Raw genomic sequence first — 23,176 nt, forward strand, 5'->3', positions numbered from 1 at the left:
GTTTGGTGCTCCGGTGCGCGGGGCCCGCCGGTCGCCCGCCGGGGGGGCCGAGCCGCCGGGGAAGGGGGGCCACCCCCGTCGCGCGGCCCGGCGCGACGGGGGCCGGCCCCCGGAACCGGTATCCGGGCCGGGCAAAAATTTCGGAGAAATCCGCCATTTACGCCAACAAGGGTAAAGAGCCGTTGTAACGTCAGGTAACAACACGATAAAGCTCCGCGGGGCGTCCCCGGTCCAACCTCATCGGTGTGGTCGTTCCTCCCCAGGTCCCACCCAAGGAATGCGGACGGGACGCCCCGCGGCCTCGTGCACGGGGGCTCGCATCGACAGTGACGTCGAGGCGGGCCCCCGTCGCCTCTGCCCGGGGCGGGTGGACCGACCACCCCGGGCATGATCGTCCGGACCGGGTATCCTGGTCCGGTTGTCCGCGTCCGGCCGGGTCCCCCCGGGACCGGCGTGGGCCACGACGCACGACCTCCTGCCACGGAAGGACCGTGGCCGCTTAGCCCACAGGAGGTGAGCACGTCTTGCGTCATTACGAGATCATGGTGATCCTCGACCCCAGCCTCGAGGAGCGCACCGTCGCCCCGTCGCTCGACACGTACCTGAACGTGATCCGGACCGCGGGTGGCTCGGTGGAGAAGACCGACGTGTGGGGCCGCCGGCGCCTCGCGTACGAGATCAACAAGAAGGCCGAGGGCATCTACGCCGTCATCGACCTGCAGGCGACGCCTGCGGCGGTGGCCGAGCTGGACCGTCAGCTGCGGCTCAACGAGTCCGTGCTGCGCACCAAGGTCATCCGGCCGGAGATGCGCTAAGCATTCAACCCGGTTCACCCGGACCAGCCTCACCGGTGCTGTCAGAGGGCTCTGAGAGCCTGTACGGCAGAACTGATGAGTGCGCGAGGAGATGGTCATGGCAGGAGACACCACCATCACGGTCATCGGCAACCTGACCGATGACCCCGAGTTGCGGTTCACCCCTTCCGGTGCTGCGGTCGCCAAGTTCCGGGTCGCCTCGACGCCCCGGTTCATGGACAAGGCGTCCGGCGAGTGGAAGGACGGCGAGCCGTTGTTCCTCTCGTGCACCGTCTGGCGGCAGGCCGCCGAGCACGTCGCGGAGTCGCTTCAGCGCGGCGCCCGCGTGATCGTGTCCGGCCGGCTGCGTCAGCGGTCCTACGAGACCCGTGAGGGCGAGAAGCGCACCGTCATCGAGCTCGAGGTCGACGAGATCGGCCCGTCGCTGCGCTACGCCACGGCGAAGGTGCAGAAGATGTCCCGCTCCGGCGGCGGTGGCGGCGGCTTCGGTGGCGGTGGTGGCCAGGGCGGCGGAGGCAACTTCGACGACCCCTGGGCCTCGGCCGCTCCGGCACCCTCGCGCGGTGGTTCGGGTGGCGGAAACTTCGACGAGGAGCCCCCGTTCTAATGGCGCCGAGCGCCCGCGATCGCAAACCAGGAGCACGAGCAATGGCCAAGGCCGCTGCACTTCGCAAGCCGAAGAAGAAGGTGAACCCGCTCGACAAGGACGGGATCACCTACATCGATTACAAGGACACCGCGCTGCTGCGCAAGTTCATCTCCGACCGCGGCAAGATCCGCGCTCGGCGGGTGACCGGCGTGACCTCGCAGCAGCAGCGGCAGATCGCCCGTGCGGTCAAGAACGCCCGCGAGATGGCGCTCCTGCCGTACACCGCCACGGCCCGCTGAGAGGAGGCACCGATATGAAGATCATCCTGACTCAGGAGGTGTCCGGCCTCGGTGCCCCGGGCGACATCGTCGAGGTCAAGAACGGCTACGGCCGTAACTACCTGCTGCCGCAGGGCTTCGCGATCGCCTGGACCAAGGGTGCGGAGAAGCAGGTCACGGTCATCAAGCGGGCCCGCTCGGCCCGGGAGATCCGCGACCTCGGCCACGCCAACGAGGTCAAGGACCAGCTCGAGGGCCTCAAGGTCAACCTGAAGGCCCGTGCCGGTGACGGTGGTCGGCTCTTCGGGTCGGTCACCCCGGCCGAGATCGTCGAGGCCGTCAAGGCCGCCGGCGGCCCGGCCCTCGACCGTCGCCGGCTGGAGCTGCCCGGTCACATCAAGTCGACCGGCTCCTACCCGGTGCGGATCAAGCTGCACCCCGAGGTGACCGCCAAGTTCGACCTCAACGTCGTCCAGGGCTGACGCCTCACCACAGCACCACGAACAGGGCCCGCACCGACCGGTGCGGGCCCTGTTCGCGTCCGACGAGTCGGCCCCGCCGGGTAGTGGCGCGTCAGCCGATCGGCTGCCCGGTGACCGCGCTGGTCATGACCGTCGAGACGCCACCGCCGACCACCGCCGCAGCCAGTGCCACCGCGGCCGAACGCCAGGTGGTGCCGACCCGGTGCAGCAGCAGCGCCACGACCAGGCTGCTGGCCAGCGCCAACCCGAATCGCGGCAGGCCCGATGCCAGGGAACCCAGCGCCCGCGCCCGCGGCGAGCCGCAGCCCCCGCCGCTGATGTCGGTGACGCAACCCGCGGTGCCTGCCCGTCCAGGGTCGACAGCCAGGCGAAGATCAGCACCGCCGCCACCACGTAGCATGCGGCGGTGTAGAGCAGCACCAGCCGCCACGGCCCACCCGGATCGGCATCGAGCGGGTCGTCCTCGACGCGGCGGCTCCGGGCTTCCGCCCCGGCGGCCTGGACCCGACGGCGTACGGCTGCCGAGGTCGACGCCCGCGACGGGGCGACCGGCTCGGACGCCCGCCGTCGCGGCGCCATGGACGGTCGGGCGTAGGAGGTCGTCGCCGATCCGCGTGCCTCCCGGTCCTCGGCCCGGTGGCGCCCCGAGTAGCCCCGCTCCTGCGGTCGGTCGAACGTCCACTCCCCGGTGTGGTCCGACTCCGGGACCGCGCCGCCCGCCGGGGTCTCCCGCCAGGTCGTCTCGCTGACCCGGCGCCAACGGGTGGTCTCCGTGGTCCGCCAGCCGCCACCGGACCGGCGGCGGTCGAGGTCGTCCTCGTCGTCTGGGGCGGCGTGCCGTTGCTCGCGCGGATCATCGCTCCTACTCTCCGCGCCCCCGGTCCCGGTAACTCACGGCCGGAGCGTCACCCTTCCCCACCGATGGCGCAATCCGCTGTCCCGGTGTAGCCGTTCGCGGGAAGGGGCCCGGGACGTTCGACCGGGCAGTTCGACCGAAAACTTCTCCTCCACAGGGTGGGGATTGAGTTTTCCCAGCTCAGAGGCTTGCCCGGGGGAATTCCCCAACAGTTGTCCACAGCCTGTGCACACCCTGCGCACATGGTCGTCCACCGGCATCCACAGGTTGTCCCGAGGCTCGTCCACTGCCATGGTTGAGGGGCTGACCTCGGGTTCCGTAAGGTGGGCCCCCGACCGGCCGTGCGATGACCCCCGATCGACCGGCAGGTCGAGGTTGTCGTACCCCGGCGGTAGAGCTGGCCTTGGATCCGACGCAGTGGAGGGGGGACCCGTGTCGGTCACCGACGACATGCGGGCGGACCAGCGCACCGGCGGCGGCCAGGCGTCCGCGCCGCCCCAGCGCGACGGTCAGTTCGACAAGACCCCACCCCAGGACGTCGCTGCCGAGCAGTGCGTCCTCGGCGGCATGCTGCTCTCCAAGGACGCCATCGCCGACGTCGTCGAGATCCTCAAGACCAACGACTTCTACCGGCCGGTGCACGCCACCATCTTCGACACCATCCTGGAGATCTACGGTCGGGGCGAGCCGGCCGACTCGATCACCGTGGCGGCGGCGCTGGCCGACTCCGGCGACCTCGTCCGGATCGGCGGCGCCCCCTACCTGCACACGCTGATCGCCAGCGTGCCGACCGCCGCGAACGCCGCCTACTACGCGCGGATCGTCAGCGAGCGGGCGGTCCTGCGGCGGCTGGTGGAGGCCGGCACCAAGATCGTGCAGCTGGGCTACGGCACCGGACAGGGCGGCAGCCGCGACGTCGACGACATCGTCGACCTCGCCCAGCAGGCGGTCTACGACGTCACCGAGCGTCGCGTCAGCGAGGACTTCGCGGTGCTCGCCGACATGCTCCAGCCGACGCTCGACGAGATCGAGGCGGTGGGCGCTCAGGGCGGCGTGATGACCGGCGTCCCCACCGGCTTCACCGACCTGGACCGGCTGCTCAACGGCCTGCACGCCGGGCAGCTCATCATCGTCGCCGGGCGGCCGGGTTTGGGTAAGGCGCTCGCCCTCGACACGCCGCTGCCAACCCCGGACGGATGGACCACGATGGGCGAGGTCGCCGTGGGCGACCGCCTGCTGGCCGCCGATGGCAGCCCGACCACCGTTACCGCCGCCTTCGAGGTGATGTACGACCGGCCGTGCTACGAGGTTGAATTTTCCGACGGCACGGTGATCGTCGCGGACGCGGAGCACCTATGGAAGACCACGACCCGGGCAAGCCGACGCCAGCCTGAGCAGCGAACGCGTCAGTACTGGCCGGAGTCGTCGTTGTCCAGGGCGCGGACCGCCCAGGCGACGGTCGGTGCCGAATCCCGACGCCTCGTCACCGTGGCGCAGGCCCTGGAACAGGTCGGCCCTGAGTTCCGCAACGTCCTGCACGCCGTCGCGCGGGAGGTCGGCGCCGAGGGGCGGGTAAGCCGGCTGGTGACGCGCGCGGGGAAGGCGCGGAACTGGAGCGCACCGGCGTACCCGGCAGGGCCAGGGCCACTGCTGACTGGGCTGCGCGAGCGGGCCGAGCGGCACGTCAATGCCGGTGCCCGGGTCCGGCACGGCGGCGTGGTGACCACTGCCCAGATCGCGGCGACGTTGCGTACCGACACGGCCGACCGGCGGTTGAACCACGCCGTCGAGAACTGCGGTCCCCTGCGACTGCCGGAGCGCGACCTGCTGATCCCGCCCTACACCCTGGGCGTGTGGCTCGGTGACGGGCACACCGGCGCCAGCCGGTTCACCACCGCTGACGACGAGATGGTGGACCTTGTCGAGCGGGACGGATTCGTGGTGCGGCCCAGCGGCCCGATGCTCTACAGCATCTCTCTGCCGGCGGCAACGCCATCGACCGAGCGGACGTGTGTCAACTGCGGCCGGTCCACCCGGGCACTTCGGGAGAACCCTGCCGTCAAGCGCTGCGCGGACTGCAGGGTCGTGCACGGTTCGTTTCTGGCGCTGCTCCGCCGGCTGGGGGTGGCGACGGACAAGCACATCCCGCAGGAGTACCTTCGGGCCTCCGAGCCCCAGCGCCGCGCGTTGCTGGCGGGCCTGATGGACACCGACGGCACGGTCGCTCCCGCCGGTAACCTCCGGTACACCTCCACCTCCAAGCGGCTCGCCGAGGACGTGTGGGAGCTCGTGGTGAGTCTGGGCTACCGCTGCACTGTCACGGAAAGGGCGGTGCCCGGGCGCAGCCCCGATTCGTCGATCGCGTACACGCTGAACTTCTCCACCCCGGATCCAATCTTCCGGTTGGAGCGGAAGCGCTCGGCTCACGCTGCGAGGCGTCGTACCAGTTCGGACGTGCGGACGAATTCCCGCTTCATCGTGGACGTCCGACCGGTGCCGAGCGTCCCGGTTCGGTGCGTGACGGTGGACAACCCCGAGCACCTCTACCTCGCGGGTCGGGCGATGATCCCGACGCACAACAGCACCGCGAGCATGGACTTTGCTCGAAATGCGGCTATTCGCGCCAACCAGGCGTCGGCGATCTTCTCGCTGGAAATGAGCAAGGTCGAGATCGTCATGCGGCTGCTCTCGGCCGAGGCGCGGGTGCCGCTGCACGTCCTGCGCAGCGGTCAGCTCTCCGACGACGACTGGACCAAGCTCGCCCGGTGCATGGGCGAGATCAGCGAGGCGCCGCTCTTCGTCGACGACACGCCGAGCATGAACCTGATGGAGATCCGGGCCAAGGCGCGGCGGCTCAAACAGCGGCACGACCTCAAGCTGATCGTCGTCGACTACCTCCAGCTGATGACCTCGCCGAAGCGCACCGAGAGCCGGCAGCAGGAGGTCGCGGACCTGTCCCGTGGCCTGAAGCTGCTCGCCAAGGAGGTCGAGTGCCCGGTGATCGCGGTGAGTCAGCTGAACCGTGGCCCGGAGCAGCGCACCGACAAGCGACCCCAATTGTCAGATTTGCGTGAAAGTGGATCAATTGAGCAAGATGCCGACGTTGTCATCCTGCTGCACCGCGACGACTACTACGACAAGGAGTCGCCCCGGGCCGGGGAGGCGGATTTCATCGTCGCCAAGCACCGGAATGGCCCGACCGACACCGTGACGGTGGCCGCCCAGCTGCACCTGTCGCGCTTCGTCGACATGGCGATCGTCTGAGAGCAGCGGCGCGGGTCAGCCCAGAAGTGGGAACCAGCCGGCGACCTCGCCGAGTTCGAGCTGGTCGCGGTCGGTGAGTGGCACCCGGCCGGTCGCCTTGAGCAGGTATTCCGCGTCGCTCCATCCGGCCGGGCGGACGGCGTCGTCGCTGAGCAGGCCGTCCATCGTGGCCACGGCGACCCGCGTGGCGAGCACCCCGGGCAGGGGCGCGTCGGGCAGGTCGAGAACCAGGTCCAGGTGGTGCACGACGGCCTCGGTGGTCAGGGTGGCGAGCAGGTCCGGCACGCGCAGCACGTGCCCCTGCGTGGTGACGCAGGCGTCGGGGTCGGCCGCGCCAGCCGCTCGTACGGCGGCGGGGGCCGTGTCGGTCCAGAGCCGGACGATCCCGCTCGGACGGTCGAAGGCGGCGGCGGAGCGGCGAACCCACCAGGCATGTCGGGCACCGGCTCCGTCCCCGTCGTCCGGAAAGGCGCGCCAGTAGCTCACGTCGTCCACGTCGGGCGGACCCTCGGCGGGGCTGGCGAGCGCGACCAGCGCCCGCTGGGCGTCGCAGAGCACGTGGAACAGCAGGTCCGCGACGAGCCAGCCCCGGCACCGGGTGGGCCGTTGCAGGTCGGCGTCGTCGAGGTCGGCCACGACCCGGCTGATCCCGTCGTACGCCTGCGCCAGCGCGAGGTGCTGCCCCCGGTGCGTCATGGGGTGCAGCGTCGCACGCCCGTCGCCGGCCGGCACGGCGAGCGGCGGCACGGCAAGCAGCACGCGAGTGGCGGTGCGGGCGTGGCCACGGTGACCGGGCCGGTCGAGGCACCGGCCCGGTCGACGGAGTGGCTCAGCCGAACATCTCGTCCAGGAAGCTCTTGTGCTTCTTGCGCTTGTAGTGCCCGTGGTAGCCGTGGTGCTGGTGGCCGTGCCCGTACGCCGGGGCCGGCGGGTAGCCGTGGGCCGGCGGGGGCGGGGGCGGGGGCGGCGGGACGGCGCCGTAACCCGGCTGGTGCGGGGCGGGGGCGGGCGGCGGGGGCGGCGGGGGCGCGTAACCGCCCTGCTGCTGGCCGGGGTAGCCGCCCGGCTGGTGGGCGGGCTGCGGCGCGGTCGGCGCGCCCTGCTGGCGGTTCCAGTTGGCCTCCGCCTCGAACAGCTTCTCCAGCTCGCCGCGGTCGAGGAAGATCCCCCGGCACTCGCCGCACTGGTCGATGACGACGCCGCTGCGCTCGTACTGGCGCATTTCTCCGTGGCACTTGGGACAGGTCAGGCTCATTCTCCGACCGTACCCGGTCCGGTCATGCGGTTGCTGTCAGCGTTTCCGTTACTTCGGAGTCGGGCACCTCGTGGAAGTCCTCGTAGTAGGCGCTCACCGCCATGAAATCCGGTGGGTGCTGCGCGCAGATGACCTGGTCGGCCTCGGCGGCCAGCATCTCGTACGCCTCCTGCGAGCCGACCGGGACGGCGACCACGACCCGGCGGGCGCCGAGGTGGCGGGCGACCTGGACGGCGGCGCGGGCGGTGGCCCCGGTGGCCAGGCCGTCGTCGACGATGACGGCGGTGCGCCCGGACAGGTCGAGCGGTGGCCGGCCGGCGCGGTAGAGCTGCTCCCGCCGCTCCAACTCGGCCTGCTCGCGCTGGCGCACCTCGGCGATGTCGTCGGCGCCGAGCCGGCTGGCCACGACGTCGTTGAGCACCTGCACGCCGCCGGGGCCGAGCGCGCCGAAGGCGACCTCGGGCGCCCACGGCATGCCGAGCTTCCGGACGACCAGCACGTCCAGCGGCGCGCCGAGGCGCTCGGCGACCACCCGGGCCACCGGCACGCCGCCGCGCACCAGCCCGAGCACGATGACGTCCGGTTCGCCGATCAGGGCGGTGAGCCGGTCGGCGAGCATCCGGCCCGCCTCTTCGCGGTCGCGGTAGGTGGTGGTCATGCCTCAGGTCTACGCCGTGTCGCCGCCCTTCGCCCGCCAGTTCGGCGAACCGGGGTGCCGCAGTGCGGCGGCCCAGACCAGGAGGGCGAGTGGGTAGAGCAGGTAGCCGAAGCGGGTCGACGGCATCAGCAGGATCGCGGCCAGCAGCCCGTACCCGCAGGTCAGCGCGACGGCGACGGCGGTGCGGGGCGGTCGGCGGGCGAGCCGGACGGCGATCGCCAGCCCGGCCGCGAGCAGCAGGGCGGCGGCGACCGCGCGGCCGGCGGGCAGCGCGGTGGCGATCAGGTGGCCGGGGAACGGCGACTGTGCCGGGCTGGTCACCAGGCCGTGGCCGAGCGGGAAGCGGAGCACGTTCTCGACCAGCGCGTCGCGGTCGACGAGTAGGGCGGGGAGCAGCGCGGCGACGGGCAGGCCGACCGCTCCCGCCGCGACCCGCAGGCCGGCCCGCCGGGTCATCCCCCAGATGATCAGCACGAGGGCGACCGGCCAGGCGAAGAGCTTCAGCGCCCCGGCCAGACCGACGGCGATGCCGGCCCGGCCGGGTCGTCCGGCGGCGGCGAGGGCCAGCGCGAGCAGGCAGAGCGCGAGGACGGGCAGGTCGTCGCCGCCGGTGGCGAGGGTGAGCGCGCAGACCGGCAGTACGGTGGAGGCCTGTACGCCCCGGAGCACGGCGGCGCCGGCCGCGTGGTGGCCGGCGGGGCGGTCGACGCGCGCCAGGGCGCGGACCGCCAGGGCCAGTGCCAGTGCGGTGCCGACCGCGAACCAGACGCGGGCGTCGGTCCACCAGGCGTCGAGGGCCGCCCTGGGCAGCCCGAACAGGGCCATCCCGGGCTGGTACGGGGTGTAGCCGAGCAACTGCTCGCCGGGCGGCAGGGCGGCGATCGCGTCGTGCCCGAGGTAAGGAGTGCCGGTGTCGACCAGCCGCCTGCCGGACTCCTCGACGACCAGCACCTCCTCCTGCGCCCGGTCGCCGCGCCCGCCGGCCCGTTCGACGCTCTGCCAGGCCAGCGGCAGCAGGGCGGTGGTGAACCAGGCGAAACCGGTGACCGCCCAGCGGGCCGGCAGGCCGGCCAGCGGCGACCGCGGGTCGCGCCGGCGCAGCACGAGTTGGGCGGTCGCCGCGAGGGCGGCGAGGAGGTACCCGGCGGCGGCGACGCCGCCCCAGGCCCGGTGCGGGACGAGTGTGGACGTGGCGGCGGTGGTCGCGGCGAACGCCGCCGACACGGCGTACAGGCCGAGGTCGAGGGCGAGGCCACCGGCGGCGGCGTCGAGGGCCCGCCAGCCGCGGCGGTTGGTCGGGGCGGCGGTCACGCGCGCCAGTCTGGCAGACCGGGCTGACGCCACCGCCACGCGTCGACGGTGGCTGACGGCCGTTCCGGTTCAGGCCGGCAGGTGGCGGTCGGCGCGCCCGCGCCCGCCCTGCCGGCGGCCGGGGGCGAGACGGATGACCGCGCCGGCGTCGTGCAGCGGCGGCGCGAGAGCGCCCGGACTGCCCCCGGAGCCCCTCCGGAACGCGGCGAGGAGCGTGCCGGCGGGCATCGGCCGGGCGAAGAGGTGGCCCTGCCCGGCGGTGCAGCCCAGCTCCCAGAGCGCCCGGCGCTGCGGCTCGCTCTCCACCCCCTCCGCCACCACGTCGAGGCCAAGGCTGCGGCCCAGGTCGAGGGTGGAGCGGATGACGGCGGCGGCCTCGGCGGAGCCCTCCATGGCGGTCACGAAGCTGCGGTCGATCTTCAACTCGTGCACCGGGATCCGGGAGAGCAGGGAGAGGGAGGAGTAACCGGTGCCGAAGTCGTCCAGCGCCAGCCGCACCCCCTCGTCCCGCAGCCGGCTGAGCACCCGGTCCACCACGTCGAGCTGGCTGAGCGTGAGCGTCTCCGTCAACTCCAGCACCAGCCGGTCGGGGGGCAGGTCGTGGGACCGCAGCCGGGCCAGCACAGAGCCGGGGAAGCGGGCGTCGAGCAGGCTGCGCGGCGACACGTTGACCGCGACCGGCACGTCGAAGCCGGCCTCCCGCCAGGCGCTCGCCGCGAGCAGCGCCTCGTCGAGGATCGCCTCGGCGAAGGCCGGCAGCAGCCCGGACCGTTCCACCGCCTCCAGGAAGCGCAGCGGGTCGATCACCCCGTGGACGGGGTGACGCCAGCGGGCCAGCGCCTCCGCGCCGGTGACCAGGCCGGAGCCCAGGTCGACGATGGGCTGGAAGTTGACGGTGAACTCGTGGTCGGCGACGGCGCGGGGCAGCTCCCCGCCGAGGGTCAGCCGGCCGAGGTCGGCGGTGTCCCGGGTCGGGGCGTACGTCGAGGTGCGCTGCCCGGCCCGCTTCGCCTGGTACATCGCCACGTCCGCGCGGCGCAGCAGCTCCGGCATGCCGCCGGTGGCGGGCGCGGCGGCGATCCCGCCGCTCGCCTCGACGCTGATCCGCATGCCGTCCAGGTCGAACGGCTCGTGCAGCGCGGCGAGCAGGGTCTCCGCGCGGTGCGCGGCCACCGCCGGGGCCGGCAGACCCCGCAGGAGTACGGCGAACTCGTCGCCGCCCAGCCGGGCCACCAGGTCGCCCTCCTGGGCGGCGGCGCCCAGCCGTTCGGCGACCTGCACGAGGACCTGGTCCCCGGCGGCGTGCCCGAGGGTGTCGTTGACTTCCTTGAAGTGGTTGAGGTCGATCAGCACCAGCGCGGTCACCCCGTCGGCGTGCCGGGAGCTGAGGTGCTCGGTGCCCTGGTCGAGCAGGTGGCGGCGGTTGGCCAGCCCGGTCAGCGCGTCGTGCGTGGCGGCGTACGCGTGTTCGTCGGCGACCCGGGCCAGCTCGGCGTACGCCTGGGCGTTGCGGACCGCGGTGCAGAGCGCCGAGGCGAAGGTGCGCAGCGTGTACTGCTCCCGCTCGGAGAGCTGCACGGGGCCGCGGAAACGCAGTCGCAGCACGCCCACGTCGGCTGTCCGGTCGTGCCCCTCCAGCGTGGCCGGGACCACGGTGCCGTCGACGGAGGTGGGCGCGCCGGCCGGCCCGTCGTACGTGATGGCGCCCGTTCCGCCGCGCACGGTCCGGCCGCCGTCGCGCAGCTCGACCTCCACCTCGTCGGCGGAGAACAGCTCGGCGGCCTGGGTGACCGCCGTGGTGAGGACCTTGTCCAGGTCGACCACGTTGAGCGCGTCGGTGGTGCGGGCGAGCCGCTGCCACGCCTGCTGCTCGGCGCGCCCCCGCACCCGGGTCGAGTAGGCGAGGTGCAGGCTGAGGACGAGGGGCGGGACGGCGAGCAGCAGCCGAGGATCCGCTCTGAGGATGAGCAGCGTGCAGACCGCGACGACGAAGCGTACGCCGAAGCCGGCCAGGCGCAGATCCAGGTTGTTGAGGAACTGGCGACCGACCCGGTTGCCCGACGCCAGTGCGATCACCGGAATCGCCAGGAGGTCGTCCAGCAGTGCCGCCACGAGATAGACCGCGCCGAGTGACGTGATGAGCTCGACCACGTCCGTCGGCGGCCACCGCCACTGCAACGCCAGCGCCACCGCGCCGGCCCCGGCGGCGACCAGGATGTTCTTGCCGACGCCGAATGCGGTCTTGATGGCCGGGAGGCCCATGGTGACGGACGCGATGCCGACGCCCGCCCCGGTCGAGAGCACGACCCACGCCGGCGGGGCGACGGCGAGCCCGATCACGATCGCCGTTTCGATCCACGTGATGGCGTGGGTCGTCGACCGAATGCGTATCGGAGCCTTCACCCTCGTCCCGAGGGCCGTCATGCAGGTCAGGGCGACGATCGTTGCCGCATCGCCGATGGAGTGGGGTGGACCGTCGACCAGCGACACGAGTGCGACGAGGGTGGGTGCGACCGCCAACGCGACCACCAGGCCGACGAGCGACAGCAGTTGCCGATCTGTTCTGCTCGCGTTTCCTGGCGTCATCCCGGCCATGAGGCTCCTGTCGTCGCCGACAGTTACATGTTGACGACGGGAGCCTACCGCTCTGTGTCATCAAAAGTCAGTGCCAGTCGCTGCCGCGCATGACGCGCTCCTTTCGCTCCGTCCCGGCTTGAGGCCGCGTCCCTGGGGGATCAGCCGTCGTGACGGGAGCGTAGGAGAAATGACGAATGGTTTGCAGCAATAAATGTCGGTATGCGCAACATTAGCCAAGCCTGGGACCCCTTGTCACGGTCTGTCCATCGTTCCTGAGCGGAGCGCGTAGGCGTCGTGTACGAGGGCCGGTGCCGCTGACTTCTGATGATGACAGCAGGGAAAGGATTCTCTCCCGGCAAGTGTGGAACCGCGGGATCGCCGACATCATCCGCGCTTCGGTTGGACCGCAACTGTCAATCACCTCGTGGACCGCGCGTTGCGGTCGCGTCACCCTGGCGTGCCGTGGCGGTGAATCGCCGAACGTGCGGAGACCTTGTCCGCCCGGCTCCGGGTGATCATTTCAATCCGCGCCGGCGCGGAAATAGCGCACGGTTCTCACCTTGGTGGCCGCGCACCCGGGACGGTTCGTCACCACCGAAGAACTGGTCAACGTCGAATTGGCGGCCGAATCGGGCGGGAGCCACGCGGAATGTGGCGCGCCGAGCGACCTGGCTGTCACCCTCGTCCGTGCCGGCGAGAGGGCGGAATCCGCCACCGCCGAGGCGCTCGCCGTCGGGTTCCCCGGCGACCGTGACGGCGGGCAGGTGGGAGACGGGCGGCGCGCGGGCGGCGTCGACGGCCGCACGACCCCGCGACGGCACGCCGACGCGGCGAGCGGTGGACGCCGGCGTGCGGCCGGGTGACCCGGCGCGCTCGGGGTGCAGCCGGCAATGGCGTCGTACGACGGATAGGCTCGCGGCCGTGACCGATCCCGCCCAGCTCACCCACGTCGATCCGGCCGGCGCGGCCCGCATGGTCGACGTCTCCGCCAAGGCGGTCACCGGCCGCCTGGCCGTCGCCGCCGGCCGGCTCCGCACCACCGCGGAGGTGGTCGAGCTGCTGCGCCGCGACGGGCTGCCCAAGGGCGACGCGTTGGCGGTCGGCCGGCTCGCCGGCATCATGGGCGCGAAGCGGACCCCGGACCTGATCCCGCTCTGCCACCCCATCGCCCTGCACGGCGTCACGGTCGACCTGACGCTGACCCGCGACACCGTCGAGATCACCGCCACGGCGCGGACGGCGGACCGCACCGGGGTGGAGATGGAGGCCCTGACCGCGGTGGCCGTCGCCGGGCTGGCGCTGGTCGACATGGTCAAGGCGGTCGACCCGGCGGCGAGCGTCGACGCCGTCCGGGTGCTGCGCAAGGAGGGCGGCAAGACCGGCGAGTGGGTCCGTCCGGAGGACCGGCCGTGATCCGGGCGCGGGTGGTCGTGGCGTCCAACCGGGCCGCCGCGGGGGTGTACGCCGACACCAGCGGGCCGCTGCTCGTGGCCGGGCTGCGCGAGCTGGGTTGCGAGGTGGACGACCCGGTGGTGGTGCCCGACGGCGAGCCGGTGGGCGAGGCGCTGCGCGCCGCCCTGGCCGACGGGGTCGACGTCGTGCTGACCAGCGGCGGCACCGGGATCAACCCGACCGACCGCACCCCCGACGTGACCCGGGCGCTGCTCGACCACGAGGTCCCCGGCATCGCCGAGGCGATCCGGGCGCACAGCCGCGACAAGGTGCCCGCCGCCGCGCTCTCCCGCGGGCTCGCCGGCGTGGCCGGCCGGATGCTGGTGGTCAACCTGCCCGGCTCCACCGGCGGGGCCCGGGACGGTCTGGCCGTGCTCGGGCCGATCCTCGCCCACGCCGTCGACCAGCTCCGCGGCGGCGACCACTGACGCCCCGCCACGTCGATCCCGGCCGCCCGTTCGGCCACGCGCCGGGCGTGGTGCAGGTGACGGGGCGACCGGCACCCGGCACCGGCTAGGCTCGGCCGGGTGAGCACGGAAACCGCACCGGCCGCCGATCCAGTCGTCGCGCCCCCGCCGGCCGGCTGGGAGGAGGCCCGATCCCGGGTGTACGCGGCCGGCCTGGCCGCCGCGCTCCCCGCCGTGAGCCGGCCGCTCGCCGAGATCGACGGGCACACCCTCGCCGAGCCGTTGACCACGCGTACGGACCTGCCCGCCTTCCCGACCTCCAGCGTCGACGGCTGGGCGGTGCGCGGGGCGGGCCCGTGGCGCCCGGTCGGGCGGGTGCTGGCCGGCAGCACTCCGGCGCCGCTGACCGACGACGGGACGACCGTCGAGATCGCCACCGGCGCGATGGTGCCCGCGGGCGCCACGGCCGTGCTGCGGGTGGAGGAGTCCCGCCGTACGCCGGAAGGGCTGGTCGACGGCACGCCGCGGCCCGCGCCGGAGTGGCGTGAGCCCGGCGAGGAGGCGTACGCCGGGGAGGAACTCGTCCCCGCCGGCATGCCGGTGGACCCGGCGCTGGTCGGCCTGGCCGCCTCCTGCGGGCACGACAGCCTGCTGGTGCGGCGGCAGCCGCGCGCCGCGCTGCTGGTCTTCGGCGACGAGTTGCTGACCGCCGGTCCGCCCGCCGCCGGCCGGGTCCGGGACGCGCTCGGGCCGGCGGTGCCGGCCTGGCTGCGCCGGTACGGCTGCGTGGTGCGTCCGTCGGACGTGGTGGGGCCGGTGGCGGACACCCTGGCCGCGCACGTGGCGGCCCTGCGCGCCGCGCTGGCCACCGCCGACCTGGTCTGCACCACCGGCGGCACGATGCACGGCCCGGTCGACCACCTGCACCCCGCGCTGGAGGCGCTCGGCGCCGACTACGTGGTCAACACGGTCGCGGTGCGGCCCGGCTTCCCGATGCTGCTGGCCCGGCTGACCGACGCCGACGGGCGGGTCCGCTTCGTCGCCGGGCTGCCCGGCAACCCGCAGTCCGCCATCGTCGCCCTGGTCTCGCTGGTCGCCCCGCTGCTGGCGGGCCTGTCGGGCCGCCCGATGCCGGTGCTGCCGCACGCCACGCTCGCCGAGCCGGTGCCCGGCCGGGGGCGGTACACCCACCTGGCGCTGGTCCGGCTGGACCGGACCGCCGGCACCGCCCACCCGGTCCGGCACGTCGGCTCGGCGATGCTGCGCGGGCTGGCCGGCGCGGACGGGTTCGCCGTCATCCGCCCCGGCAACTCGGGCGAGCCCGGCGACCGGGTGCCGGTCGTGCCGCTGCCGCTGCTGCCCGGGGAGCGTGCGTGGTGACCGCGTCGACCGCCGACGCGTCAGGCCGACTCGCGGACCACCAGCCCACGACGTTCGGCGAGGTCACCGACCGGCCGCTCGACCTGGCCGCGCACGAGGCGGCGGTCGCGGACCGCCGGGCCGGCGCGGTGGTGTCGTTCCAGGGCGTGGTCCGCGACCACGACCACGGCCGCGCGGTGACCAGCCTGGAGTACGAGGGCCACCCGAGCGCCGAGCGGGTCCTGCGCGAGGTGGCGGCCGAGATCGCCGCCGAACCGGACGTGTACGCGGTCGCGGTGTCGCACCGGATCGGCCCGCTCGCCATCGGCGACGTGGCCCTGGTCGCGGCGGTCAGCACCGCCCACCGGGCCGCCGCGTTCGCGGCCTGTGCCCGGCTGGTCGACGAGGTCAAGGCGCGGCTGCCGATCTGGAAGCGGCAGGTGTTCGCCGACGGCACCGAGGAGTGGGTGAACTGCCCCTGACGGGCGGCCCACCCCTCAGCGGCGGACGCCGAGCGCGGCCTGGCGGCCCATCCGGTCGCCGTAGAAGGCCGGCTCGGCGCCGGGGCGCCACGGCAGCGCGGCGACGAGCACGATCAGGGCCAGCGCCAGCGAGTTCTCCATCAGGGCGCCGAAGAGGCCGTCCTGGTAGTGCGACACCTCGGGGAGCTGGTGTTCGTACGGCCAGATCGGGGAGACCAGGAAGAGCAGGTAGAGCCCGATCGCCGCGACGCCGTGCCGGAGCCCGGTCAGCGTCGGGTACCAGATCGGCGGGCGCAGCCCGTTGACCCCCGGCAGCCCGCCGTACGCGCCCTGGCCGGCCCGCTGGGCCAGCCCGCGGCTGGCGTCCCGGCGGCGTACGGCGGCGTCGGCCAGCACGATGATCGCGGGGATCACCCAGACCAGGTGGTGCGTCCAGGAGATCGGGCTGATCACGTTGGCGGTGAGGCCGACCAGCGTGAACGCGGTCAGCTCGTCGCCGTCGGCGCGCGCGTTGGCGGCGCGGGACAGGCCGAGCGCCAGCATCAGCACCGCGAACGACAGCCAGAGCAGGCCGGGCGTCTCGATCGAGTCGTAGAGCCGGGCCAGCAACCCGGCCAGCGACTGGTTGGGCGTCATGTCGGCGGCGCCGACCCGCTCGGTCTGCCAGAGCACGCCGCCGAAGTAGGCCCGGGACTCGGGGCCGACGACGGCGAAGGAGCCGAGGGTCACGGCGATCACCGTGCCGACCGCGGTGGCCGCCGCCCGCCACTGTCGGGTGATCATCAGGTAGGCGATGAACAGGGCCGGGGTCAGCTTGACCGCGGTGGCCAGACCGATGCCGACGCCGGCCCACGCGCCGCTGTAGACGAAGCGCAGCAGCGGGCCGTCGGTCTCGGCGACGTGGGTGCCCCGGCGGGACCGCCAGCGCAGGCCGATCAGGTCGGCCATGATCAGTGCGAAGAGGAGCAGGTTCACCTGGCCGTAGCCGAGGGTCTCCCGGGCCGGCTCGATGGCGACCGCCAGCGGCGTCGCGATCGCCACGGTGAACGGGAGCGGCCAGCCGAGCCGGTCGACGATGGGGCGGAGCAGACCGGCGAGCACGACCGCCAGGGCGGCGATGCTGGCGAGCGCGTTGGCCATCCCGGCCAGCTCGACCGGCAGGTGCGCCATCGGCAGCATGACCAGGCCGCCGAACGGCGGGTAGGTGAAACCCAGGGTGGTGCCGGGTGCGATGAACTCGTAGAGCTCGTGACCGCTCGCCCACCACACCACCGCGCCGTGGTAGATCTTCATGTCGAAGAAGTTGTACGGCCGCCCGAAAGCGCCGATGGCGAGCCATGCGGCATAGGCGACGGCGGCCACGACGCCGGTCCGTACGACTGTCCTACGATCGATCCCACGCGTTACGCGACGGACTGGGGCGAGGCGGCCCACCCGTCTTCCGACGGTCGCCGGCATGGCGTGGCCACCCCCGTACCAAGGTCGTCCTACCCGTCCAGGTCCTGCACGGAGCCTAGAACGGCGCCTCACGTTAATGCCTCCCGCGTTATGCGACCGTGTCCGATCCCACACATGTTTTTGACATTTCCACCGCGTTAACGCCTACCGGGTGGTTCAGGTGATTCGCGGCGTTGGCGGGTGGCGGGCCGGCGGAGGGGAGGTATCGACGCAGGTCAGCCGGGGATTCGTCGGGCCGTTGCTGCCGATCGTACGGCGATCCGGGCCTCCCTGCGGGCGGTACGGACAGCTCGCTGCACCGAACGTCGGGAGTGGCCGATCCGGTGGCCGGTCCGCCACCGCAGGCCGGGCTTGCCGCCGGTGTCCGCGGCGGCGAGCAGCAGCCCGCCGAAGAGGCCGATGTTCTTCAGGAAGTGGATCTGGTTGTTGTTCCGCGCCGCCGGGTCGTCGTTGTTCCAGAAGGGATGCCCGGCGAGGGTCACCGGGACCAGCGTGCCGGCGAGGACCAGCGCGGCCGGCCGGGCGAACCTGCCGGTGGCGAGCATCAACCCGGCGCCGACCTGCACCACCGCGTTGACCCGGATCAGCGTCTCCGTGTCGGTGGGGATGCGCGGGCTGGCCTTCTCCAGTAGCGGGGTCACCCGGTCGGTCACGGGCTTCGCGGCCGGGGCCAGCCGCCCCGGGTTCTGGAAGTTGTGCAACCCGCTGACCACGAAGATGCCGCTCAACATGGCGCGGGCGAGGGAGCGTACGGGTTTCATGGGTCAGTCATACCCCGTCACCAGCCCGGTTACCCCCGCAACCGCCGATCCGGATCGGCCGACGTGGACCTCCCCGGGCTGGTCGCCACGCCGACCCGGCGAGTCGCGCCACGCCGATTCGAGCGACCGTCGCTGATGGACCGCCGACGAGGGGTAACGTCCCCCGCGTGACGACGCTGCGGCTGCGACCCGAGGACCCGGCCGACACCGGCGCGGTCCGTCGCGTGCTGGCCGCCGCCTTCGCCAGGCCCGACGTGGCCACGCCGCCCGAGGTGGGGCTGGTCGACGAGCTGCGCGGCAGCGACGCCTGGCTGCCGGAGCTGGCGATGGTCGCGGAGTACGGCGGCGAGGTCGTGGGCTACGCCCTGCTCACCCGGGTCCGGGTGAGGTCCGACGACGCCACCGCCCCGGCGCTGGCCCTCGGCCCGGTGGCGGTCGCGCCGCACCGGCGGCGGATCGGGCTCGGCACGGCGGTGGTCCAGGCCGGCCTCGACGCGGCCACCGAGCTGGGCGAGCGGCTGGTGGTGGTGCTCGGCGACCCGTCCTACTACCACCGCTTCGGCTTCGGCAGGGCCGACCGGATGGGGCTGACCAGCCCCTGGTCCGGCCTCGGCGACCCCTGGCAGGCGCTGGTGCTCCCGCCGACCACCGGCGGCGAAGGGGCGCCGCCGCGCGGCGAGGTCCTCTTCCCCCCGCCCTGGTCGAAGGTCTGACCCCGCGCCCACCCCGCCCGTCAGGCCGGCTGGGTGCGCAGGTAGCGGCCGAAGTGGGGGACGGTGAAGGCCACCGTGCCGCGCTCGCCGGAGTAGATCAGGCCCTTCTTGATCAGCGCGTCCCGGGCCGGGGACAGGCTGGCCGGCTTGCGCCCGAGGGTGCGGGCGATCTCCGCCGTCGGCACGGCGGCGTCCATGTCGTCCCGCCCACCGCCGTCGACCTCGCCCTCGACCAGGGACAGGGTGGCCATCGCCCGCATGTACTCGCGCTCGGCCGGGGTGGCCCGCTCGAACCGGGAGCCGAAGAAGCCGACCGCCAGCTCGGCCTCGGCCTCCGGCGCGGCGACCCGCACGTCGGCGGCGGTGATCGGCGAGCGCGGCGCGTGGTCCCAGGTCGCCTTCCCGTACGCCTGGACGAAGTACGGGTAGCCGCCGGACTTCTCGTAGAGCAGGTCGAGCGCCTTCTGCTCGTACTCGACCTCCTCGCGTTCGGCGGGCGCGCAGAGCGCCTGGTCGGCGGCGATCCGGTCGAGCCGGTCGATGCGCTGGTAGCGGAAGAGCCGCTCGGAGTACGACTTGGCGGCGCTGAGCACGGCCGGCAGGTGCGGCAGCCCGGCGCCGACCACGATCAGCGGCGCGCCCAGCTGGGACAGCTCGTGGCAGGCGGCGCAGAGCGCGGAGACGTCCTCCGCGCCGAGGTCCTGCATCTCGTCGATGAAGACGGCGATGCCGGTGCCGACGTCGGCGGCCACCGCGGCGGCGTCGGTGAGCAGCTCGACGAGGTCGATCTCGATGTCGCCGGAGTCGGCCCGGCCGCTGGCGGCGGGCACGTCGATGCCGGGCTGCCACCGGTCGCGCAGCTTCGGGGCGGCGCCGCCGCGACCGGTCGGCGCGGACCGTTGGGCGAACGCCTTCAGCACGCCGAGGAAGGCGTCGATCCGGTCCGGCGCGCGGTGCCGGGGCGCGAGTTCACGGACGGCCATGTGCAGCGCGGCGGCGACGGGGCGGCGCAGTGACTGGTCCGGCCGCGCCTCGATCTTGCCGCTGCCCCAGAGGTGGTTGATCGCCTGGGACCGGAGGGTGTTGAGCAGCACCGTCTTGCCGACCCCGCGCAGGCCGGTGAGCATCAGGCTGCGTTCCGGCCGCCCGCGGGCGATGCGCTCCAGCACGACGTCGAAGACGTCCAGCTCGCGCCCCCGCCCGGCCAGCTCGGGCGGACGCTGGCCGGCGCCCGGGGCGTACGGGTTGCGGACCGGATCCACGCATCGCACAGTATCGGGCCGTCTAGCTGCGGGGCTAGACATCCGTAGATGGGGCTACCGGCGTGTCGGGTCGCGGCGGGAGCCGGATCCGGCGTCGAGACAAAACTAGGGCTGTCTAGCATGGACGCTAGACAGCCCTAGTTTTGGTAATCAGCGCTTCTTCAGGCAGAGGACGTAGTCGAGGAAGTCCACCGAGTTGTCGTGCACGTAGTTCGCCGTCGACTTCGGCGCCCGGGTCTTGCACTGGTCACCGTCGCTCGATCCCGGGATCCGCAGCAGCACCTCGTACGTGTTCGGGCCGCAGGGCACCTTCCGCAGCTCGGCGTCGGTGGACGTGCCGTCGTTGACCACGCAGTCGCCCTTGGCGAAATCGTCGTCGTCCTCCTCGCTCGGGCTCGGCTCCGCCGAACTGGGTGCCGCGCTCGGCTCGTCGGTCGGCTTGCCCGTCGGATCCGCGGGGGCGCTCGTCGCCGGAGCCGAGATCGACGGGTCGTCGTCCTCGCCGGCCTGCCAGACCGCCCAGCCGGCGATCCCGAGGCACGGGCAGAGCACGAGCACCACCACCAGGCCGATGATCAGGGCGATCTTCCCGCCGCCCTTCTTCGCCGGCGGAGCGGGCGGCGTCCCGTACCCGCCGGGGGCCGGCGGCGGAGCGCTCCACTGGGCGCCGGGCGCCGCCGCGGGCGTCGGGCCGGCCGGCGGGAACGGCCCGGCCGGCGGATAGCCACCCTGCTCCGCCGACGGCTGACCCCCCGCCGGGGGCGGATACCCGGCCCCGGAGGTGGGCGGCGGCGGGTAGCCCGACCCGGAGGTCGGGGGCTGCGGGGGGTAGGCCGGTCCGGGGGCCGGAGGCTGGCTCCACATCGGCGTGGTCGGCGGTTCGGCGGCCGGGCCGGGCTGGCCCCACTGCGGTTCGCCACCCGGCTGCGGCTGGCCCCACTGCGGGGCGGCGGGCGGTTCGCCACCCGGCTGCGGCTGGCCCCACTGCGGGGCGGCGGGCGGTTCGCCACCCGGCTGCGGCTGGCCCCACTGCGGGGCGGGCGGCTCCGCGGCGGCCGACGGCGGCTGCCCCCACTGGGGCAGCGTCGGGTCGATGGGCGGCAGGCCCCCGGGATTGTCGGCCGGGCGCTGGTAGGGGTCGTCCGGCTGGCCGGGTGATCCGTAGGTTGTCATCTCTTCCCCAGGGGTGCGGTGGTTCAGCGCTGCTTCAGGCACAGCACGAAGTCGAGGGTGTCCAGCTCGCTGTCGAAGAAATACCAGTTGGTGTAGCCGTCGACCTTGGCGCACTTGGCCGCGGCGTCCTTCTCGCCGCTGGTCGCGCCGTCGATCCGGCGTAGCACCTCGTACGTCCGCGGGCCGCAGTCACTGATCAGCAGCTTGGGCTTGCCGCCGGCCGGACCGTCGTTGCGTACGCACTGCCCCGCCTCGACGAAGCGGGGGTCGGCGGAGGAGTCGGGTGCCGGGGCACTGGGCGCCGGGGCGCTTGCCGATGCCTCCGGCACCCCGGACCCGGCGGCGGGCGCCGGCCCGCTCGGCGTGGCCACCGGGGCCTCGTCCTCCTGGCCGAGCAGGTAGAACACCACCGCGCCGCCGACGAGGACCAGCACCGCCACCGCCGCCAGCACCGCGACCACCGGCCCCCCGCCACGCCGGCGTTCCGGCGGCGCGTACGGGGAGGGGGTCGCGGAGCCGGGCCAGGAGGCGTACGGCGACGCGGCGGGACCGTGGTCGTAGGCGGGAGGCGGGGCCCCCTGCTGGTACGGCCCCGGTCCGTGACCCGGGTCGTCCCGCCGGTACGGCTGACCGCCGTACCCGGGCTCCGGCGGTGGGTACGTGACGTGCGGATCGTCCCACCCGCCGCGCCCGGGCGACGCCGCCGACGGGCCGTACGCCTCGTCCGGCTGCCGCCCACGCCACGGCGCCGGGTCTCCCCGACCCGGTGGTGGTCCGTAGTTCGCCATGCACGTCTCCCGCGTGAGTGGTGAGAGGCCGGCCACCAACGAGGGACGCCGACGCCCACGTCACCGTAGCGTGTCCACCGATGAGACCACGCCCACCGATTCCGTCACCGGCCGCCGAGGCGCCCACCGGGACCGACCCGGGCACCGGGGCGCGTCGGGCGGCCGTTGCCACGCCGGCCCTGGTCTGGACCGCCCTGCTGCTGGTCTACGTCCTCTGGGGTTCCACCTACCTCGGCATCAGGATCGCCGTGGAGTCGATGCCGCCGCTCGGCTCGGCGGCCACCCGGTTCGCCGCCGCCGGTCTGGTGCTGGCGATCGTGCTGCGGCTGCGCCGGGGCCCGGGCGCGCTGCGGGTCGACCGGCGGCAGCTCGGCTCGGCCGCGCTGGTCGGGGTGCTGCTGTTGGCCGGCGGCAACGGGCTGGTGGTGCTCGCGGAGTCCGGCCCGCCGGGCGTCGCGGTGCCCTCCGGGATCGCCGCGCTGCTCGTGGCCACCGTCCCGCTGCTGGTGGTGCTGCTGCGTACGGTCACGGGCGACCGGCCCCGGTTCTGGACGCTGGCCGGGGTGACGCTGGGCTTCGTCGGCCTGGTGCTGCTCGTGCTGCCGACCGGCGGGGCGGACGCCGTACCGCTCGCCGGGGCGCTGACCATCGTCGCAGGCGCCGCCAGTTGGTCGATCGGTTCGTTTCTCTCCGGACGGATCCGGATGCCCGCCGACCCGTTCGTCGCCACCGTCTACGAGATGTTCGCCGGGGCGGCGGCACTCGCCGTCCTCGCCGTGGGGCGCGGCGAGCTGCACGGCTTCGACCCGGGCCAGGTGACCGGCCGGTCGTGGCTCGCGCTCGCGTACCTGATGGTGGCCGGCTCGCTGGTCGCCTTCACCGCGTACGTCTGGCTGCTGCACCACGCCCCGATCTCGCTGGTCGCGACGTACGCCTATGTCAACCCGGCGGTCGCGGTGGCGCTCGGCGCGCTGTTCGCCGCGGAGTCGATCACCGTGCAGGTGCTGCTCGGCGGCGCGGTCATCGTCGCCGGGGTCGCCCTCGTCGTGAGCACCGAGAGACCCCGACGTCCTGCCCAGGGGGCCGCGCCGGAGCCGTCCCGCCGGTAGCGTCCGGCCCGTGTCGGGCGGGCTGGTGGCGTGCGCGGCGCTGCTCGGCGGCGCCGCCGGCCTCGCCGCGCTCCGGGTCGCCCGCCGCTGGACGGGCCGACCGGCGTCGCCCCTTTCCGGGCCCGCC

The 23,176-nt window shown here is 73.6% G+C and carries 22 protein-coding genes and 1 pseudogene; 12 read left to right on the forward strand and 11 right to left on the reverse strand.

What is annotated here, in order from left to right; translation table 11 throughout:
• Nucleotides 1-524 precede the first annotated feature (524 nt).
• From rpsF to rplI, 4 genes are all read left to right on the forward strand, one after another.
• Nucleotides 525-815 (forward strand): 30S ribosomal protein S6, encoded by a 291-nt coding sequence (gene rpsF / locus AB0L34_RS22580; protein ID WP_076468436.1) that lies wholly within the window; start codon nucleotides 525-527, stop codon nucleotides 813-815.
• 79 nt (nucleotides 816-894) lie between these two features.
• Nucleotides 895-1,422 carry a single-stranded DNA-binding protein gene (locus AB0L34_RS22585; protein WP_176731587.1) on the forward strand — a complete coding sequence of 176 codons (528 nt, stop codon included), beginning with the start codon at nucleotides 895-897 and terminating at the stop codon, nucleotides 1,420-1,422.
• A gap of 41 nt (nucleotides 1,423-1,463) precedes the next feature.
• Nucleotides 1,464-1,703 carry a 30S ribosomal protein S18 gene (rpsR, locus tag AB0L34_RS22590; protein WP_007073789.1) on the forward strand — a complete coding sequence of 80 codons (240 nt, stop codon included), beginning with the start codon at nucleotides 1,464-1,466 and terminating at the stop codon, nucleotides 1,701-1,703.
• Between the two features lie 14 nt (nucleotides 1,704-1,717).
• On the forward strand, nucleotides 1,718-2,164 hold the full coding sequence (gene rplI, locus AB0L34_RS22595; protein ID WP_357450312.1) for a 50S ribosomal protein L9: 447 nt from the start codon (nucleotides 1,718-1,720) through the stop codon (nucleotides 2,162-2,164).
• 91 nt (nucleotides 2,165-2,255) lie between these two features.
• Here rplI and AB0L34_RS22600 read toward each other — a convergent pair whose 3' ends face one another.
• Nucleotides 2,256-2,408, reverse strand: a complete 153-nt coding sequence (locus tag AB0L34_RS22600) for a hypothetical protein (RefSeq protein WP_363706331.1) — start codon at nucleotides 2,406-2,408, stop codon at nucleotides 2,256-2,258.
• Nucleotides 2,409-3,437: 1,029 nt separating this feature from the next.
• Between AB0L34_RS22600 and dnaB the strand changes: the two genes are divergently transcribed.
• A complete protein-coding gene (gene dnaB, locus AB0L34_RS22605) occupies nucleotides 3,438-6,284 on the forward strand; it encodes a replicative DNA helicase (protein WP_363706333.1) in 2,847 nt (948 codons plus the stop codon).
• A gap of 15 nt (nucleotides 6,285-6,299) precedes the next feature.
• Here the strand turns inward: dnaB and AB0L34_RS22610 are convergent, their stop codons facing one another.
• From AB0L34_RS22610 to AB0L34_RS22630, 5 genes are all read right to left on the reverse strand, one after another.
• Nucleotides 6,300-7,043, reverse strand: a complete 744-nt coding sequence (locus tag AB0L34_RS22610) for a maleylpyruvate isomerase N-terminal domain-containing protein (protein WP_363706335.1) — start codon at nucleotides 7,041-7,043, stop codon at nucleotides 6,300-6,302.
• 70 nt (nucleotides 7,044-7,113) lie between these two features.
• Nucleotides 7,114-7,539 (reverse strand): zf-TFIIB domain-containing protein, encoded by a 426-nt coding sequence (locus AB0L34_RS22615; protein WP_363706337.1) that lies wholly within the window; start codon nucleotides 7,537-7,539, stop codon nucleotides 7,114-7,116.
• Between the two features lie 22 nt (nucleotides 7,540-7,561).
• Entirely contained in the window at nucleotides 7,562-8,197 is a 636-nt protein-coding gene (locus AB0L34_RS22620; RefSeq protein WP_357450327.1) for a phosphoribosyltransferase family protein, read from the reverse strand.
• Nucleotides 8,198-8,206: 9 nt separating this feature from the next.
• Nucleotides 8,207-9,508 (reverse strand): glycosyltransferase family 87 protein, encoded by a 1,302-nt coding sequence (locus AB0L34_RS22625; protein WP_363706339.1) that lies wholly within the window; start codon nucleotides 9,506-9,508, stop codon nucleotides 8,207-8,209.
• Between the two features lie 69 nt (nucleotides 9,509-9,577).
• The gene (locus AB0L34_RS22630) at nucleotides 9,578-12,094 is read right to left on the reverse strand and encodes a bifunctional diguanylate cyclase/phosphodiesterase (RefSeq protein ID WP_363706340.1); all 2,517 of its coding nucleotides are present in this window, start codon (nucleotides 12,092-12,094) and stop codon (nucleotides 9,578-9,580) included.
• Between the two features lie 551 nt (nucleotides 12,095-12,645).
• Between AB0L34_RS22630 and AB0L34_RS22635 the strand changes: the two genes are divergently transcribed.
• The 5 genes from AB0L34_RS22635 to AB0L34_RS22655 all read left to right on the forward strand — a co-directional run bounded on the left by AB0L34_RS22635 (nucleotide 12,646) and on the right by AB0L34_RS22655 (nucleotide 15,785).
• Nucleotides 12,646-12,948 carry a hypothetical protein gene (locus AB0L34_RS22635; RefSeq protein WP_363706342.1) on the forward strand — a complete coding sequence of 101 codons (303 nt, stop codon included), beginning with the start codon at nucleotides 12,646-12,648 and terminating at the stop codon, nucleotides 12,946-12,948.
• A gap of 58 nt (nucleotides 12,949-13,006) precedes the next feature.
• Nucleotides 13,007-13,498, forward strand: a complete 492-nt coding sequence (gene moaC / locus AB0L34_RS22640; protein ID WP_363706344.1) for a cyclic pyranopterin monophosphate synthase MoaC — start codon at nucleotides 13,007-13,009, stop codon at nucleotides 13,496-13,498.
• Nucleotides 13,495-13,965 carry a MogA/MoaB family molybdenum cofactor biosynthesis protein gene (locus AB0L34_RS22645; RefSeq protein ID WP_363706346.1) on the forward strand — a complete coding sequence of 157 codons (471 nt, stop codon included), beginning with the start codon at nucleotides 13,495-13,497 and terminating at the stop codon, nucleotides 13,963-13,965. Before moaC ends, AB0L34_RS22645 begins: the two co-directional genes overlap by 4 nt.
• A gap of 99 nt (nucleotides 13,966-14,064) precedes the next feature.
• Nucleotides 14,065-15,324 carry a molybdopterin molybdotransferase MoeA gene (locus AB0L34_RS22650; RefSeq protein ID WP_363706347.1) on the forward strand — a complete coding sequence of 420 codons (1,260 nt, stop codon included), beginning with the start codon at nucleotides 14,065-14,067 and terminating at the stop codon, nucleotides 15,322-15,324.
• Nucleotides 15,321-15,785, forward strand: coding sequence for a molybdenum cofactor biosynthesis protein MoaE (locus AB0L34_RS22655; protein WP_363706349.1), 465 nt, complete (start codon nucleotides 15,321-15,323; stop codon nucleotides 15,783-15,785). Before AB0L34_RS22650 ends, AB0L34_RS22655 begins: the two co-directional genes overlap by 4 nt.
• A 15-nt stretch (nucleotides 15,786-15,800) precedes the next feature.
• On the opposite strand, the gene AB0L34_RS22660 is transcribed toward AB0L34_RS22655, so the two are convergent.
• A complete protein-coding gene (locus AB0L34_RS22660; protein WP_357450348.1) occupies nucleotides 15,801-17,243 on the reverse strand; it encodes a glycosyltransferase 87 family protein in 1,443 nt (480 codons plus the stop codon).
• Nucleotides 17,244-17,458: 215 nt separating this feature from the next.
• Nucleotides 17,459-18,004, reverse strand: coding sequence for a DoxX family protein (locus AB0L34_RS22665; RefSeq protein WP_363706351.1), 546 nt, complete (start codon nucleotides 18,002-18,004; stop codon nucleotides 17,459-17,461).
• Between the two features lie 167 nt (nucleotides 18,005-18,171).
• On the opposite strand from AB0L34_RS22665, the gene AB0L34_RS22670 reads away from it, so the two are divergent.
• Nucleotides 18,172-18,717: an N-acetyltransferase gene (locus tag AB0L34_RS22670; RefSeq protein ID WP_363706353.1), complete on the forward strand. Its 546-nt coding sequence runs from the start codon at nucleotides 18,172-18,174 to the stop codon at nucleotides 18,715-18,717.
• Between the two features lie 20 nt (nucleotides 18,718-18,737).
• Here the strand turns inward: AB0L34_RS22670 and AB0L34_RS22675 are convergent, their stop codons facing one another.
• The 3 genes and pseudogenes from AB0L34_RS22675 to AB0L34_RS22685 form a co-directional block, all read right to left on the reverse strand.
• A complete protein-coding gene (locus tag AB0L34_RS22675; protein ID WP_350702516.1) occupies nucleotides 18,738-19,979 on the reverse strand; it encodes an ATP-binding protein in 1,242 nt (413 codons plus the stop codon).
• A gap of 150 nt (nucleotides 19,980-20,129) precedes the next feature.
• Nucleotides 20,130-20,558, reverse strand: coding sequence for a hypothetical protein (locus AB0L34_RS22680; protein ID WP_363706357.1), 429 nt, complete (start codon nucleotides 20,556-20,558; stop codon nucleotides 20,130-20,132).
• Nucleotides 20,559-21,175: 617 nt separating this feature from the next.
• Nucleotides 21,176-21,643 (reverse strand): annotated as a pseudogene (locus AB0L34_RS22685) (hypothetical protein); the annotation flags it as partial.
• A gap of 377 nt (nucleotides 21,644-22,020) precedes the next feature.
• On the opposite strand from AB0L34_RS22685, the gene AB0L34_RS22690 reads away from it, so the two are divergent.
• Nucleotides 22,021-23,049 carry an EamA family transporter gene (locus AB0L34_RS22690; RefSeq protein ID WP_363706355.1) on the forward strand — a complete coding sequence of 343 codons (1,029 nt, stop codon included), beginning with the start codon at nucleotides 22,021-22,023 and terminating at the stop codon, nucleotides 23,047-23,049.
• The last annotated feature ends 127 nt before the right edge of the window (nucleotides 23,050-23,176 follow it).

It is taken from the genome of Micromonospora sp. NPDC052213 (genome assembly GCF_040679695.1).
Lineage (GTDB): Bacteria > Actinomycetota > Actinomycetes > Mycobacteriales > Micromonosporaceae > Micromonospora.

Bases quoted from the DNA above. Each gene is read 5' to 3' on its own strand.
- rpsR (WP_007073789.1), top strand. From the start codon at position 1,464: ATGGCCAAGGCCGCTGCACTTCGCAAGCCGAAGAAGAAGGTGAACCCG.
- rplI (WP_357450312.1), top strand. From the start codon at position 1,718: ATGAAGATCATCCTGACTCAGGAGGTGTCCGGCCTCGGTGCCCCGGGC.
- AB0L34_RS22615 (WP_363706337.1), bottom strand. From the start codon at position 7,539: ATGAGCCTGACCTGTCCCAAGTGCCACGGAGAAATGCGCCAGTACGAG.
- AB0L34_RS22620 (WP_357450327.1), bottom strand. From the start codon at position 8,197: ATGACCACCACCTACCGCGACCGCGAAGAGGCGGGCCGGATGCTCGCC.
- AB0L34_RS22630 (WP_363706340.1), bottom strand. From the start codon at position 12,094: ATGACGCCAGGAAACGCGAGCAGAACAGATCGGCAACTGCTGTCGCTC.
- AB0L34_RS22660 (WP_357450348.1), bottom strand. From the start codon at position 17,243: ATGCCGGCGACCGTCGGAAGACGGGTGGGCCGCCTCGCCCCAGTCCGT.
- AB0L34_RS22665 (WP_363706351.1), bottom strand. From the start codon at position 18,004: ATGAAACCCGTACGCTCCCTCGCCCGCGCCATGTTGAGCGGCATCTTC.
- AB0L34_RS22690 (WP_363706355.1), top strand. From the start codon at position 22,021: ATGAGACCACGCCCACCGATTCCGTCACCGGCCGCCGAGGCGCCCACC.